Below are 14,746 nucleotides of genomic sequence, written 5' to 3' on the forward strand. Positions count from 1 at the left end.
TATTTTAATTTTTTCTGAAAATCTCTTTAAAATTTCGTAGAAATCACCAATTTAGAACAACTGATCTTTATTTTAATGAAGGAAAACAGAAGTGACATACCGGGAATGGCTTTGGCGAAGGGTAGTAGGATTCACGAATAGTAGACAAACTAAATAATAGATCCGTTAGAGAGGTGGCTGACATGAATTCAACTGAAGAAATGATCATTGTACTGGACTTTGGCGGCCAGTACAATCAATTGATTACGAGACGTATCCGTGACTTAGGGGTATACAGTGAGCTTCACTCCCATAAAATCACAGCAGAAAAAATCAAGGAGCTGAACCCTACTGGAATCATCTTCTCGGGTGGACCGAACAGTGCATATACTCCAGATTCCCCAAAATGTGATGAGCGTATTTTTGATTTAGGTATCCCGATTCTAGGGATTTGTTATGGAATGCAATTGATGACACATCACTTCGGCGGCAAGGTTGAAAAAGCGAACCACCGGGAGTATGGTAAAGCTTCCATTGCATTGCGCCATTACAATGAATTGTACACAGATTTACCTGAAGAACAAACGGTTTGGATGAGCCATGGCGATCTTGTCGTCGCTCCTCCTGAGGGGTTCCAGACCGATGTGACGAGCCCTTCCTGTCCTGTTGCGGGTATGAGTGATCCATCCCGGAACCTGTACGGTGTCCAATTCCATCCAGAGGTAAGACATAGTGAATACGGGATTGAATTGCTGAAGAACTTCGTCATGAATATCTGCAAGTGTGAAGCGATCTGGTCAATGGAAAACTTCATTGAAGATGAAATTAAAAAGGTTAAAGAAATCGTCGGGGACAAAAAAGTCCTTTGTGCACTTAGCGGGGGAGTAGATTCTTCTGTTGTCGCCGCGCTTATTCATAAAGCGATCGGTGACCAGCTTGTATGTATGTTCGTCGATCACGGATTGCTCCGTAAAGGTGAAGCGGACAGCGTCATGAAAACATTCGGGGACTCGTTCAGTATGAACATGATCAAAATCGATGCGAAGGATCGTTTTTTAGGAAAGCTGAAAGGTGTAACTGATCCAGAACAGAAACGGAAAATCATCGGGAATGAATTCATCTATGTGTTTGATGAAGAAGCATCAAAGCTCGAAGGAATTGACTATCTGGCACAGGGGACACTCTATACTGATATCATCGAGAGTGGAACCGATACAGCTCAAACAATCAAATCACACCATAATGTCGGCGGATTGCCAGAAGATATGAAGTTCCAATTGATTGAGCCGTTGAATACGCTTTTTAAAGATGAAGTACGTAAAGTTGGTACAGAACTTGGTCTGCCCGAAGATATCGTTTGGCGTCAACCGTTCCCAGGCCCAGGTCTCGGTATTCGTGTTCTTGGAGAAGTGACGGAAGAAAAGCTGAAGATTGTCCGTGATTCTGATGCGATTCTTCGAGAAGAAATCAAGAATGCAGGTCTGGACCGTGAAATCTGGCAATATTTCACTGCACTACCGAACATGAGAAGTGTGGGTGTCATGGGGGATATGAGAACCTATGATTATACAGTCGGTATCCGAGCGGTGACTTCCATCGACGGGATGACTTCAGATTGGGCCCGAATCCCATGGGAGGTCTTAGAACGGATCTCGAATCGGATCGTCAATGAAGTGGATCATGTAAATCGTATCGTTTATGATGTCACTTCTAAGCCGCCATCTACAATTGAATGGGAATAAACGAACGATAATAATTTTAAAGTGATTAATGTTCGTGTTTTGTTGACATTTTTCGTCAATCGCATTACACTTAACATGAAAAATAATGAATGTAACATCATCGTATAATATCGGGAATATGGCCCGAAAGTTTCTACCAGGCTACCGTGAATAGCTTGACTACGAGGGATGACTTATCGGGACAACCTATATCTGATTCGGTCTGTTCCATCCCTTGTTGTCAAAGCTTCAGGTATCTGCCTGAAGCTTTTTTCTGTTTATTCGGTGCCAGGCACTTTTTTAGAATCCTTGGTACGCAAGGGTTTTGAAAGTGTACCTGGCAGCGTCGGAGAAGGCTTGGTGCACAAGGGGATTGAAAGTGTACCTGGCACCGCAATGAGAGATAAAAGGGGAGTGTTCAGGGAATGGATCGTTTTTTTGGTTTTAAAGAATATGGGACAACTTATCGGAAAGAGTTCATCGCAGGTTTGACCACGTTTTTATCAATGGCATATATCCTATTCGTCAATCCGGCAATCCTCGGCGATGCCGGAATGGATAAGGGGGCAGTCTTTGTAGCCACAGCTCTTGCAGCTGCAATCGGATCACTTGTTATGGGGCTTTTGGCAAACTATCCGATTGCCCTTGCTCCAGGTATGGGACTCAATGCCTTTTTCACCTACTCAGTTGTCATGGTCATGGGCATCCCATGGCAAACAGCTCTTGCAGGAGTTCTGGTTTCAGGGCTTGTTTTCATCGTCATCACCGTATTGAAGATCAGAGAGACGATCATCAATGCCATCCCGCAGGAATTAAAATATGCTGCAGCAAGTGGTATTGGATTGTTCATCGCTTTCATCGGCTTGCAGAATGCAGGAATTGTAGTGAATAACGATTCCACCTTAGTACAGTTAGGAAATTTGACAAGTGGTAATACGCTGCTTGCTATCTTCGGGTTGATCGTCATCGTCATCTTCATGGTCCGTGGTATCAAAGGCGGTATCTTTTATGGGATGGTTCTTACAGCTATCGTAGGTCTTATTTTTCAACTGATCCCGCTTCCGTCTGGTATAATCGGTGCGGTTCCTAGCTTGGAGCCTACCTTTGGTGAAGCGGTCAAACATCTGAATCAAATCACAACAATCGATATGCTGGTCGTCGTGTTGACCTTCTTGTTCGTCGACTTCTTTGACACTGCAGGCACGTTGATGGCGGTTGCCTCTCAGGCAGGTTTGATAAAGGACAACAAACTGCCGAGAGCAGGACGCGCCCTCTTAGCAGACTCGTCTGCAACAGTGGTCGGAGCAGTATTGGGAACCTCTACGACAACAGCTTACATTGAGTCTTCTTCAGGGGTTGCAGCCGGAGGACGAACAGGATTCACTTCAGTTGTTACAGCAGGCTTTTTCTTATTAGCTCTGCTATTTTCACCATTGCTTGGTGTGGTAACACCGTCTGTAACAGCACCGGTATTGATCATTGTTGGAGTCTTGATGGTAGCTGTACTCGGCAAGATTGAATGGCATCGATTCGAGATTGCAACTCCAGCCTTCTTGACGATTATTGCCATGCCATTGACGTACAGCATTGCAACAGGGATTGCACTCGGATTCATCCTGTATCCAATCACAATGCTTGTAAAAGGAAAATGGAAAGATGTACACCCGATCATGTATTTCATGTTTTTCATCTTCATCTTGTATTTTGCTTTCTTAGCATAGATAAAGGTTATAAAGAGTCAAGGGATGGCCGTCTGATTAATGGGCCATCCTTTTTTAATTCATATTGGGGACCTGCTCTGCTGCCTTTAAGTAGCAGGCCTATTTTTTGTCTTTAAGAAAGTATCAAATCCTTTTTTCAGTTTAAGCGCAAATAAGGCTCGGCCTTTGTCATAGGCTTTGCTTTGCGTAGGATAGAGTGAGCGGATGATCGTGCGAAAAGAGTCGAATATCTTTTCCGAGCATTCAATTTTGCAATACATTCCTTTATGTCTGAAAGAACATGATATTAGACCCATAAAAAGTCGATAAATGAAAATATTTGTAACAGTTAAGAAATATAAAAATTTTTCAGAAATTTACATACATAGGTTTAAAAAGGCTTGTCTTAAAGGAATTTTTATATCTAAATCTGCAAAAAGGATAAACCTTCCAAAAATCTCTGTAAAGGTCCTTTTTACTCTGGTATGACAACAAAAAATACCTTGAATTCAAGAGGTTGGTTCGGAGGGATTAATTTAAATCCATATTTTGGAAGTTTTACTTTGAAATCGATTTTGACGGTAGTGGTATTGTTTGGTAGTTTTTCCTTATGATATGAACATTTTTTGTCATATTCGTTCCCATTATAGGTGTGATTTGGCCATACAGCCCATTTGTTGGAGGATGTTCAACTATGAAACTTGTGATTGATGAAACGTTAGGTAACTTTCAAGCAGAAAATCTAGTCATTAAACCAGTGAATACAAAAAATGGTCCTAAACCGATCGGGGAAATCATCAAGGATAAGGAATCAAAGTTATTGTCCCGATCTCTTGGCATCATTGAATCCAGCCAGTTGGATCAAATCCAATTTTTTAAAAATCTAACTGATGCATACGAAATCGTATATTTTTACGATCCAGGCTATACCGATATCAATATGATCCGGAGGCTTAAGAATTGGTTGTATCCAGAACAGTCGTTAAACTGTTACCCTATCTTTCATAACCGTGCGACACTCTATATGCTGCTCGACAAATTATCTCGAGCCAGCCATGAATCTTCATCCCTAATCACCAGTCGGATTGCACAATACAGTAGTACTATTCAAGAATGGATCATTACCCCTGATCCAAAAGCCTTTTATAAAAATAACATCAAATCCATCTATAAAAAGACAAATAAGCCATTCAGGATATTGGTTTCTGAGAATGGCAAAGCGAAAATCGAAAAAACGGGCAGTTTAAATGAACTGGTCGACAGTGTACTGGGCCGGAATGATGTCGATTCGTCACAAACATGGCTGGTATCTAAAGATCTTTCAAATGATTTATCCGTAAATGATCATGATAAAACATTACGAGTTAGAAAAGCACAATCTACCTGTCAATGTACCCTTTGTACATATAGCAACCCAACCTACCTTGAATTGATGGAGTGACGAAGCAATGATCGATGCCAAGAGAAAAGCGTTCATTTTTTTAACGATTGCATTCATTTTAGCTGTTGCAGCTGCAGGATTTATCATCAACCAAATACAAATGGCGCAGGATTCCCTGGGCGCAACAGTAAAGGTAGCCGCAGCGGCAAAGGATGTCCAATCGTATACCTCATTAAAGGATAGCGACATTACATGGGTGGAGATGCCGAAAACAGCACAAGTCGATTCATTCATCCAACAATCAGATGATCTCGATGATTCCATAACCGTCGTCAATGTGAAAAAAGGAGATCTGGTCACAAAAAGTGTGGTCAGGAAAAAGATCGACATTCCTGCCGATCATAGAGTGGTGTGGCTTAACCCTAGCGAAAATGTCCTTATTGATCAGGGTGTAGCTGTAGGGGATTTAGTTGATATCATATCTGTCATGGATAATAAAGAAAAAGGGATCACTACACAACGTCTCCTTCAAAGTGTCCGGGTCGTCCAATTTGATGAAAAGAGTGAAGGCCCCCCTGCTATCAAGGTATCCTTGCCGGTGGATGATGCGGAACGTTTGATCCATTCACAGAATGCAGCTAAACAGATCCGGGTCCTAAGGGTTAATCAAGTAATGAAAGAAAATAGTACAATCCCGGAAACCTTTAAAGAAACCTCTACAGAACCAAAACAAGAAGATCCGAAACAATCAGAGGAAGAAAAGAAGCCTGAAGAAGCTGCAGATGAAAAAGCGAAAGATAAAAAAGCAGAAAAACCAGAAGACAAAAAAGATGATGAGCAGTAAAGGAGAAGATGTCAGGTGAGCCAGCTGAAAGCCTTGATCATAACGACAAATCAAACGATAAAACAATCTCTGATAGATATCCTGGAGGCTCATGGAATTGACTCTGAGGTAAATGAACAGTGGAGGCGTTCGTTTTCGAATCTAAATAAATACAACTTCTACTTCATTGATCGTGAAGCATTGAAACAGGCTGAAGGGTTCACTGCACCTGTTTCCAGCTTTTTGATCGGTATTACTTCAGAACGCTCTTTTGAAGAAGGAAGAGAGTGGATGAAAGCCGGAGCTTATGATGTAATCGTCTATCCAGAAGAGCAATCACGACTGAACGACATCATTCAATCATCAAAAGAAAAAGTGAAGAAACAGCAAGAAAGTTTCGGTGAAGCCTCTATAGGGGGCGGGCAGGTTGAAGCCTTTTACAGCGCGAAAGGCGGCAGCGGGAAGACGCTGTTAGCCGCGATGACAGCCCAGTCTTTGCAAATCCATCAAGGAAAACGGGTCATATTGATTGACCTCAGTGCTCAATTCGGCGGTTTAGAGACGATTTATAGCGTAGAAACGGATCGCTCGTATGTAGACCTTCAACCGGTTTTGAAAGAGCTGTCTTTAAATCATATCGAGAATGTAGCCACACGGGACGAAAAGACCGGAAACTACATTCTTTTAGGACCTAGAAACCCGGCCAAAGCCGAAGACATCACTGAGGAATTGATAACGAAGATCATCAGGACGTGTAGAGCGCATTTCGATTATGTCATTTTAGATCTGGCGACTACGATCAACACTGTCAGTTTCACTGGATTGAATGAAGCGACACAGATTCATTATGTACTGAACCCTGACAGCCTTTCCTTACGGTGCTTCAAGTATGCCATGGAATTATTTGAGCGGTTTCAGCTTGGCAAACGTGGGAATCTTTCAATTCTGTTGAACCGGACCCATCCGAAAAGTGAATTGGGAGAGAAAGATATTTCGAAGTTGATCGGAAAAGAAGTGGATGCTACTGTCCGTTCTGATTTTTTTTCCTTGCAGCCTTTTCTGAATATGGGAGAAAGTTTTTATAAGAAGGAGAAGGACAAAGGCCAGTTCAAACCAGCGAGAGACATCCGTCTTTTTGTGGATAAAGTGTTGTTGTAGATAAGGGTGGTGAAGAAACATGTCTTGGTTACAAAAAGCGGTAGGTACAACACCTTTAAATAAGAATCCGGAAAATGGCTGGGATTTAGAAACTGATCAGCAAGAATCTTGGGTGCGTCATTATAAGAGTCGCCTGATCAAAGAATCCAACCTCGAATCGATTACAACATTGCCTGCCCAGGAACGGAAACAAACGATAGAACGATTAGTAAAACAAATGATTGAAGAAGAGAAGGTCATCATTCCACAAAACGAGATGGATCAGATCATCAGTCAGATCATTAATGAATCAGTCGGATACGGTCCTTTGGAAGCCTTGCTCCAGGATGATTCCATCACAGAAATCATGGTGAACGGCCCTCGTGAGGTTTATATAGAACGGGGCGGTAAACTGGAACGGGCGGATATCCGGTTCAAGGATAATCAGCACATCCGCCATATCATCGATAGGATCATTGCACCTTTAGGCAGGCGTATTGATGAAAGCTCTCCGATGGTGGATGCGCGCTTACTCGATGGAAGTCGTGTGAATGCTGTCATACCACCTATAACATTAGATGGTCCGTCTATTTCCATTCGGAAATTCAATAAAACGCCTTTCACCATGGAAGACTTGATGGAGTTCGGTTCCTTCACCGAACGGATGGGGGAATTCCTGAAGGCCGCGGTACAAGCAAAACTCAACATCCTTGTATCAGGAGGTACAGGGAGCGGAAAGACGACATTGTTGAATGTTTTGTCAGACTCGATTCCTCGCGGAGAAAGAATTGTCACGATCGAGGATATGGCTGAACTCCGATTTTCGTATGACAACTTAGTAAGGATGGAAGCACGACCTGAGAATATGGAAGGGAAAGGCGAAGTCACGATCCGCCAGCTTGTAAAAAATGCACTAAGGATGAGACCCGACCGAATCATCGTTGGTGAAGTGAGAAGCTCGGAAGCGATTGATATGCTCCAAGCGATGAACACGGGGCATGAAGGATCGTTGACCACAGTCCACGCCAACTCTCCAAAAGATGCATTAGGGAGATTGGAGGCGATGGTGATCATGTCCGGGTTGCCGCTGACGGTCGATGTCATTCGAGGATATTTTGTCGGGGCGTTGGATTTGATCGTCCAAACCTCGAGACAAACGGATGGTAAACGGAAAATCGTTAGCATTGCAGAAATCTTCGAGGAAGACGGGAAGATCGTCATAAAAGATATCTTCCGTTATGTACGTACGGGCGTACGGGCAGACGGTAGCGTGAAAGGGCATTTTGAATCGACGGGTTATGTGCCGAATGCGTTCGAACGCTTCAAGGCTTATGGAATCGGGATCCCTGAATCGATGTTCTCGAAAGGGGTACTCGCATGACAGGTGCATGGATACTTTTAAGCGGTGCAATGTTTTCTTTCATACTCGCAATCTATTATTTCAAACGTTTAGCAACTGTCCAAAAAACGTCCAAGAGAGCTGAGGAGTGGTTTGAGGAGTCAGGTCAGCTGAAACGGAAAAGTTTTATCCTCTTGGTCGGCGACAGGTTCGATAACTCAGAGCTTGCAGAAGACTTGAAGAAGAAATTGATCCAGGCAAACATACCGCTGCAGCCGTCTGAATACATGGGTATTTACATATTAGCGATCGCTGTACTCTGGTTCTTTTGTTATTTTGTACTCGGCTTGATCCTGTTCATGGGATTCTTGCTTTCTTACCTGATTACCTGGCTGGCATCCAAATTATATTTAAGCTCAAGGCAGAACAAACGGAATGAAAGCTTCAACAAGCAGCTTCCCGAAATATGCAGGATGATGTCCAATGCCGTCAAAGCAGGTCAGACCATACCCCAGGGGATTGAGATGGTCGGAAATGAAATCAAAGCACCTTCAGGTCCGGAATTCAAGAAGATGGATCAACAGCTTCGGTTGGGAGATGGTTTTGATGAAGTGATGAATCGATTCCGTGAAAGAGTTTCAAGCAATGAAATCAATATTTTTGTAAGTACAATCTTGATCCAGCGTAGAGTCGGGGGGAACCTGGCAGAAGTATTGGACCTGATGGCAACGACGCTTGAAGAACGTGCGCGAGTGTATAAAGAGATTCAAACGGTGACAGCTGAATCGAAATCGATCGCTTATATCCTTGTCATCATGCCAGTGTTAATGGCTGTGATGATGAACTTATTCATCAAAGGATTCTTGAACGTCATCTTCACGACGTTCGGTCTGATCCTCCTAGCAGTGTTTGCCGGCATGATCACTATCGCATTCGTAATCATAAAACGGATCACTAGGATAAGGGTGTAGTAAAATGAGCCCACAATTCAGCATTTATACAGTTTTATTGTTTAGTCTGATTTTACTTTTATTGTTGATTGGTTTTGTTTTCGTCTATCTCTATGTAGGCAAAAAGCAGCGGTTGATGAGCCATTTACAGGTATCCGAAATCAAACGGCGAAAACGGAGGAAATTCAGAGAACGAATTGGCGGACGGATTGTCAAAGCGGCAGAGTATGCCGGACCGACAGGAATCAAATATCCGTTTTTCTCGGACAAGGAAAAGGACGAAAAATTGATTGTCAGGGCTGGGAACCCAATGGGACTCAGACTGGAAAGTTTTTATGGTTTAAGGTTTGTCCTTGGGCTTGGTGCTTTAGTATTTTCCATTCTGTATGTTTTTCTGGGATTGCCTTTCGGGCTCATGTTGATGGTGCTTCTTCCTTTAGCGGGATTTTTCGGCCCTAACCTATGGCTGTGGATGAAAGCCCGTGACCGGCAGGAACAAATCAGCTCAATGATGCCTGATTTCCTCGATACGGTCAGTGTCACTCTCCAAGCTGGAGTCAGTCTTGATGGTGCATTGAAACAAGTGACGAAACAATTGACTGGTCCGTTAAGTGAAGAAATCGACCGTTTTAATCGGGAAATCGAGCTTGGTGTTCCTAGAAAAACAGCTTATGAAAACTTGATCAACCGTAATTCATCCAAAGAGTTGGAAATGCTGGTCACCTCACTTTTACAAGGCTCTTCATTGGGGGTGCCGGTATCCCAGACGTTCAAAATCCAGGCGGATGATTTGAGAGCGATGCGCGGTTTCAAGGCGAAAGAAAAGGCTGCGAAGGCCAGCCCGCAAATCACATTGGTGACGACATTTTTCGTAGCTCCCGCCGTGTTTTTTCTGATCATCGGATTACTCGCGTTGAACGTCATTTATAACCCTGAGGCATTCGGTTTAGATACCTTCTTTAAATAAGAAGGGTTGACATACATTTATCAAAAATTAAAAAGGAGAGATTTTTATCATGGTGAAGAAAATGGTTGAGAACATGACAGCTGTATTCAATAAATATGTAAACAATGAAAGAGGTGCCCAGGCACTTGAGTGGGTTGCGCTTGGTCTAGTGGTTCTTGCTGTCATGGCGGCAGTTGCTACTGCGGTTGAGGGGAATGGAAGCAGCATAGCCAATGCAATCGTTGAAAAGATTGCAGAATTAATCGGTAAAATGTAGTCAGTGAGATGGATGATGAAAAGGTTTAGAAAACTAGTCAAAAATGAGCGAGGATCACAACTGATAGAATTCGTTGCTGTATTCCCGATGGTCATTCTTGCGATGATGATCATCTGGCAAATGGCACTTGTCGCCTACACAGTCGTAGTCACGGAAGCGGCAGCTCGTGATGGCGCCCGTGCTGCTGCAGTTGAAGGGAATGCAGAAGAGGTGGCGAAACGTTCAGCAGGAAACTTGAAGCTTGAGAGTGTCAATACAGAAAAAGGGGACGAAGATGTAACGGTCACGGTTGTTGCCAACGTCCCCACAGTTTCAATTCCGTTCGTAGGTCGATTGGATTTTACATTTGATGCAGACGCAACAATTCCAATTGAAGAAGGCCTCAAGGATTGATGAAGATGAAAAAATATATAAAAAATGAACGTGGAAACGGCATGCTGCTGGTGATTGTCGGCATGCTGATCGCCTCTATTTTCATCAGCTTCATGTTTTTTGATTTTTTCAATGTCTTCATTTCTAAACGGATCAGTCAAACGAGTGCCGATGCTGCAGTCTTGGCAGCTGCCAAAGAAGCAAGGTTGATTTATGAAGAGCGATACACTGCTGCAATTGAAAGTGAACTCGAAGACCTCCGTGAACTCTTTGATGATGAAAAGGAGAAGGCTGAGACTGAGGAAGAGGAAGGCGATGAAGAGGAAGAAGAGCCGCCCCCGGATGAGGAATCTTTGTTAGATTCGATCATCAAGGAGATTGAGATAAAATACAGGGAAGTGACGATGCCGCCCAGTTTACGAGACTGGCTTGAGGATCCCGATGCTGAGGTCGATCCGGTAGAAGCTTTGAAGTACTTTTACGAGGAAGATGAATTGAATGAAATGGCATGTACTGCGATTTCAAGTGACCTGGAGAGGATCAGGAAAGCAGCAGACGAATACGCCAGGAAAAATGGTGCTGATCGGAATGTACAGGTAGAATTCGATCAAAGCAAGTTCAGTGTTTTTGTAGAATCTGAAAAAGATGGCAGCTATGTCACTGCTGATGACTCTTTGTTTGACGGTATCGACGCAGACGCTTCAGCGACGATCAAACGGCCGAAAGGGTTGGACATAGGATGCGATTAGGTAAAAGGGCGCAGGGAACAGTCTCTGGGGAAGAACTCGGGAGGAAATGGAATGGTTTACAAAATCAATGATAGTAAAGGAATCATATTGACCTTGCTCATCGCATTTTTCGCATTCCTCACACCTATGACTGAAGCATATGCGAACATTGGGGAATTCGAATATGAAGACAATGGTTTGACACGTACAGAGAACGATGGTGTCGCCGACGGTGGTGAGGAAGAAGATGGCGGCTGGTTTGGCTGGTGGGATGATTTTAAAAACGATGTCAAAGATTTGGGCAATGACATAGGCGACTTCTTTCAACCAGCAGTCAATGCCGTAGGAAGTGCATGGGATTGGACTGCAGGGAAACTTTCAGATGGATGGGACTGGACTGCCCAAAAGCTCTCGGAAGGTTGGGAAGCTACACAGAATGCGTGGAATGATTTTACAGAATGGACGAGTGACGTCTGGGCGAACACGCCGGATTGGGTAAAATCCACCATCGCGTTCGTAGGTGTTGCGGCAGCAGTTGTAGGAATAGCCGTTGTTGGAGTTATTTCAGCACCCATTGCGCTTGTTGCAATCGCCGGGGCCGGGATTGCTGGCGGTCTCTATTATGCCCTGAATGGCGGATCTGACAGCTATAGTTTCTTAGGTGCTCTCGGCTGGACCTTTGGAGGTGCATTACTTGGAGGCGTAGGACAGGCGACAGGGGTCATCGGAGCAGGTCTTAACTCACTTAGAGTGTTTGCGGGACGTCAACTGGCGACAATGAGATTAGGATTTGTATTGAACCGATTTGCAACCGGAAGCGGGCTAAGAGCAGGGCTGCAAGTAGCAAGAGGATTAGGAGCGGCTTGGATGAAGATCGGAGGGCCGGCGGCTTTTGTAACTGCTACCTCACACGCAGTTAACTTTGCGTTAACAGGTCAATTCAATGCAGGGGAAATGCTTTTTGATACAGGATTTGCCTTTGCAACAGCTCCGCTAGGTTTTGGACTGACAAAGGGGATATTGAATTCATTCAGGTCACTTCGGACGGTCGCTGCTCCGATCGCAGGCAGTGTGGCATTAGGTGGGTTTTCCAATGTGGCGATGCAAGCATTCAAAGGAGATGCGACCGCTATGGATTTCCTGATCGGCTCAGCTGTAGGTTTGACGTTTGTGTTACCTGATTCATTAGTTACTAGATACGTGAACAACTCCGCTGCTAGTAATACTTATGAATTTGTGAAGAAGCAATTGAGTGACCTCCTTTCAAATAACATGGAAAAAAAGGTTGACCCAACAAGCAATAAATAATTTTAATTCAAGGGGTAGTTTATGAGTGATAAATCATGGAGAATCATACAAATCATCTGCTATGTCATCGGAATAATCGGTATTTACCTAGCAATGTTCACAACTTCAGAACCAGTCGGGAATGGTATTCGAAAAATGGTTGAAAGGCCGTGGTGGTTCAACTGGATTATTGGATTAATATGTATTTGTGCTTTCACCATTACACTTGTTGAAGTCCGTAGCAGAAATGGTGGCGTAATCAATGCAAAAGTGATTGGCCAGGCGATTCTTTGGATCGCCATTACTGTCGGAGGATTGATGTTCGTCTGGTATCTTCGTGGTGATTTTAATTAATTGAGTAAACGTGGAGTGATTTGAATGGAGAAACGTGGATGGGCTATTTTCCAATGGACAGCAGGTGGTGCTGCCATTATGATGATGATCGCGATGTTCGTACTCACAAGTGAATTTCAAGGCGGAAAACTTGTCATGGTCCATCCAACTCCATGGATGTATGTCTTATTCGGATTATCGGTAATCGGAGTATTCTTATTCGTCCTCGGTCACCTCGCTAAGAAAAGAGAAGCATTTGCGATCGATAAAAGCATCATATTGCAGGCTGTGTTATGGACGTCGTTATTTTATGGGTTATTATTTGTAATCAATTTTTACTAAAGCAAATACATATCAGATAGATAAACAGGGAGGGAAACCATGTTACGTTCACCTCGTCTACATATGCTATTGTTCCTGTTGATACTAGTTATCACAGCATGCTCGAATGAAGGCAGCGGGGAACAAACGAAGGAAAAAGAAGATCCTGAAGAAAAACAAGATCAAGAATTCGATTACCCTGAAGCTGCACGAGATGCAGAAGGGATCATCGAACAAGGCCCTGGCGAATTGGTGCAATTCATACAGGATATCGAGGATGTCGAGAGTATTGATATAGAAGAAATGGATAAGAAATTGACTGATGAAGTGAAATCGCTACCTGACGATCTGTCTGCTGATCAGGCTTATGATTTCATTATTGCAAAGTCTGCTCTTTCATATAAAGAATTAGCAAAAGAATATGATGATTTCGATCCAACATACAAATCTCCAAGTGAAAGACAAGAAAAGGAGAAAAAGAAAAACATCGTGTTCCTCTTAGATTCGAGTGGGAGTATGGCTGGCCAAGTCAATGGCGGTGTGAAGATGGACCTCGCAAAATCGGCCTTGAATCGAGTACTCGGCAACCTGGACCCAACAACGAAAATTGCATTGCGTGTCTATGGCCATAAAGGGAGTAGTGATGATAAGGATAAAAAAGTCTCTTGTGACAGCAGCGAGACTGTTTATGCTTTAAATTCATACGATGAAGGGACATTTCAGGATGCTTTGAAAGAATTCAAGCCATCTGGTTGGACGCCGATCGCCACTTCTCTCCAGTTAGCGCAAGATGATTTTAACGGAGCGACAGGCGATGATGTCGAAAATATCATCTATGTGATCAGTGACGGTGTGGAGACATGTGACGGAGATCCTGTGGCAGCCGCAAAGGAAATCCATGAGTCTGATCTTAACGTAATCGTGAATGTGATCGGGTTCAATGTTGATACGAAAGGACAAAAACAATTGAAAGAAACTGCTGATGCAGGCGGTGGTGAATATAAGGATGTCAATTCGAAAGCAGACTTGAACAATACCCTGGAAGAAATGATTGGTGATGCCAAAAAAGGTATTGATAAAGATATAAATGAGGCAAAAGCCGGTATTGACATTAACACCTGGTATTTGGATCAAAACAGTAAGCTCCGGAAAATACATGACGATTTCATCGGTGTCACACGAAAGGAATTTAAATTATTCAACACGTACGTCGATGGCCTATATGATCATGGAAAGTTGAAAGAGGGGGCTTATACAGAATTGACTGACCTGATCGATGAACGTATGGAAATCATGGAAGAGTATAGCCGGGAACGCAAAGATACACTTATGGAAGAAACGGAAGCTTCACACAAAAAAGCACGTGAAGAGCTGGAGAAGAAAAAACAAGGATAGCCATGAATAATCCATAGAGGGCTGACACCTATAGAATGGTTCAGTCCTTCTTTATGA

Annotated in this window: 15 protein-coding genes and 1 riboswitch; all 15 genes read left to right on the top strand. The window is 43.4% G+C overall.

Features of this window, described 5'->3' with window-relative positions; translation table 11 throughout:
- The first annotated feature begins 182 nt into the window (after window positions 1-182).
- The 15 genes from guaA to ACJROX_RS02115 all read left to right on the top strand — a co-directional run bounded on the left by guaA (window position 183) and on the right by ACJROX_RS02115 (window position 14,689).
- Window positions 183-1,721 (top strand): glutamine-hydrolyzing GMP synthase, encoded by a 1,539-nt coding sequence (gene guaA, locus ACJROX_RS02045; protein ID WP_408009124.1) that lies wholly within the window; start codon window positions 183-185, stop codon window positions 1,719-1,721.
- 80 nt (window positions 1,722-1,801) lie between these two features.
- A riboswitch (purine riboswitch) is annotated at window positions 1,802-1,903 on the top strand.
- 222 nt (window positions 1,904-2,125) lie between these two features.
- Window positions 2,126-3,421, top strand: coding sequence for an NCS2 family permease (locus ACJROX_RS02050; protein ID WP_408009125.1), 1,296 nt, complete (start codon window positions 2,126-2,128; stop codon window positions 3,419-3,421).
- 673 nt (window positions 3,422-4,094) lie between these two features.
- Window positions 4,095-4,841, top strand: coding sequence for a hypothetical protein (locus ACJROX_RS02055; RefSeq protein WP_408009126.1), 747 nt, complete (start codon window positions 4,095-4,097; stop codon window positions 4,839-4,841).
- Window positions 4,842-4,848: 7 nt separating this feature from the next.
- Complete coding sequence (locus tag ACJROX_RS02060) at window positions 4,849-5,625, top strand: SAF domain-containing protein (protein WP_408009127.1); 777 nt, start codon at window positions 4,849-4,851, stop codon at window positions 5,623-5,625.
- A 15-nt stretch (window positions 5,626-5,640) separates the two neighbouring features.
- Window positions 5,641-6,762: a CpaE family protein gene (locus ACJROX_RS02065; RefSeq protein ID WP_408009128.1), complete on the top strand. Its 1,122-nt coding sequence runs from the start codon at window positions 5,641-5,643 to the stop codon at window positions 6,760-6,762.
- Between the two features lie 19 nt (window positions 6,763-6,781).
- Entirely contained in the window at window positions 6,782-8,122 is a 1,341-nt protein-coding gene (locus ACJROX_RS02070; RefSeq protein WP_408009129.1) for a CpaF family protein, read from the top strand.
- Window positions 8,119-9,051 (top strand): type II secretion system F family protein, encoded by a 933-nt coding sequence (locus ACJROX_RS02075; RefSeq protein ID WP_408009130.1) that lies wholly within the window; start codon window positions 8,119-8,121, stop codon window positions 9,049-9,051. Before ACJROX_RS02070 ends, ACJROX_RS02075 begins: the two co-directional genes overlap by 4 nt.
- A gap of 4 nt (window positions 9,052-9,055) precedes the next feature.
- Window positions 9,056-9,997, top strand: a complete 942-nt coding sequence (locus ACJROX_RS02080) for a type II secretion system F family protein (protein WP_408009131.1) — start codon at window positions 9,056-9,058, stop codon at window positions 9,995-9,997.
- Between the two features lie 49 nt (window positions 9,998-10,046).
- Window positions 10,047-10,253, top strand: coding sequence for a hypothetical protein (locus tag ACJROX_RS02085; RefSeq protein ID WP_408009132.1), 207 nt, complete (start codon window positions 10,047-10,049; stop codon window positions 10,251-10,253).
- Between the two features lie 12 nt (window positions 10,254-10,265).
- The gene (locus tag ACJROX_RS02090; RefSeq protein ID WP_408011557.1) at window positions 10,266-10,646 is read left to right on the top strand and encodes a TadE/TadG family type IV pilus assembly protein; all 381 of its coding nucleotides are present in this window, start codon (window positions 10,266-10,268) and stop codon (window positions 10,644-10,646) included.
- 5 nt (window positions 10,647-10,651) lie between these two features.
- Complete coding sequence (locus ACJROX_RS02095) at window positions 10,652-11,374, top strand: hypothetical protein (RefSeq protein WP_408009133.1); 723 nt, start codon at window positions 10,652-10,654, stop codon at window positions 11,372-11,374.
- Between the two features lie 51 nt (window positions 11,375-11,425).
- The gene (locus ACJROX_RS02100) at window positions 11,426-12,661 is read left to right on the top strand and encodes a hypothetical protein (protein WP_408009134.1); all 1,236 of its coding nucleotides are present in this window, start codon (window positions 11,426-11,428) and stop codon (window positions 12,659-12,661) included.
- 21 nt (window positions 12,662-12,682) lie between these two features.
- Entirely contained in the window at window positions 12,683-12,994 is a 312-nt protein-coding gene (locus tag ACJROX_RS02105) for a hypothetical protein (protein WP_408009135.1), read from the top strand.
- A gap of 24 nt (window positions 12,995-13,018) precedes the next feature.
- Complete coding sequence (locus tag ACJROX_RS02110) at window positions 13,019-13,315, top strand: hypothetical protein (RefSeq protein WP_408009136.1); 297 nt, start codon at window positions 13,019-13,021, stop codon at window positions 13,313-13,315.
- 39 nt (window positions 13,316-13,354) lie between these two features.
- Window positions 13,355-14,689, top strand: a complete 1,335-nt coding sequence (locus tag ACJROX_RS02115; RefSeq protein WP_408009137.1) for a vWA domain-containing protein — start codon at window positions 13,355-13,357, stop codon at window positions 14,687-14,689.
- Window positions 14,690-14,746: the final 57 nt, after the last annotated feature.

This window comes from Pseudalkalibacillus sp. A8 (genome assembly GCF_045920555.1).
Taxonomy (GTDB): Bacteria; Bacillota; Bacilli; order Bacillales; family Fictibacillaceae; genus Pseudalkalibacillus.

Bases quoted from the DNA above. Each gene is read 5' to 3' on its own strand.
- ACJROX_RS02075 (WP_408009130.1), top strand. From the start codon at position 8,119: ATGACAGGTGCATGGATACTTTTAAGCGGTGCAATGTTTTCTTTCATA.
- ACJROX_RS02115 (WP_408009137.1), top strand. From the start codon at position 13,355: ATGTTACGTTCACCTCGTCTACATATGCTATTGTTCCTGTTGATACTA.
- ACJROX_RS02105 (WP_408009135.1), top strand. From the start codon at position 12,683: ATGAGTGATAAATCATGGAGAATCATACAAATCATCTGCTATGTCATC.
- ACJROX_RS02070 (WP_408009129.1), top strand. From the start codon at position 6,782: ATGTCTTGGTTACAAAAAGCGGTAGGTACAACACCTTTAAATAAGAAT.
- ACJROX_RS02060 (WP_408009127.1), top strand. From the start codon at position 4,849: ATGATCGATGCCAAGAGAAAAGCGTTCATTTTTTTAACGATTGCATTC.
- ACJROX_RS02055 (WP_408009126.1), top strand. From the start codon at position 4,095: ATGAAACTTGTGATTGATGAAACGTTAGGTAACTTTCAAGCAGAAAAT.
- ACJROX_RS02095 (WP_408009133.1), top strand. From the start codon at position 10,652: ATGAAAAAATATATAAAAAATGAACGTGGAAACGGCATGCTGCTGGTG.
- ACJROX_RS02110 (WP_408009136.1), top strand. From the start codon at position 13,019: ATGGAGAAACGTGGATGGGCTATTTTCCAATGGACAGCAGGTGGTGCT.
- ACJROX_RS02050 (WP_408009125.1), top strand. From the start codon at position 2,126: ATGGATCGTTTTTTTGGTTTTAAAGAATATGGGACAACTTATCGGAAA.
- ACJROX_RS02080 (WP_408009131.1), top strand. From the start codon at position 9,056: ATGAGCCCACAATTCAGCATTTATACAGTTTTATTGTTTAGTCTGATT.
- ACJROX_RS02085 (WP_408009132.1), top strand. From the start codon at position 10,047: ATGGTGAAGAAAATGGTTGAGAACATGACAGCTGTATTCAATAAATAT.
- ACJROX_RS02090 (WP_408011557.1), top strand. From the start codon at position 10,266: ATGATGAAAAGGTTTAGAAAACTAGTCAAAAATGAGCGAGGATCACAA.
- guaA (WP_408009124.1), top strand. From the start codon at position 183: ATGAATTCAACTGAAGAAATGATCATTGTACTGGACTTTGGCGGCCAG.
- ACJROX_RS02100 (WP_408009134.1), top strand. From the start codon at position 11,426: ATGGTTTACAAAATCAATGATAGTAAAGGAATCATATTGACCTTGCTC.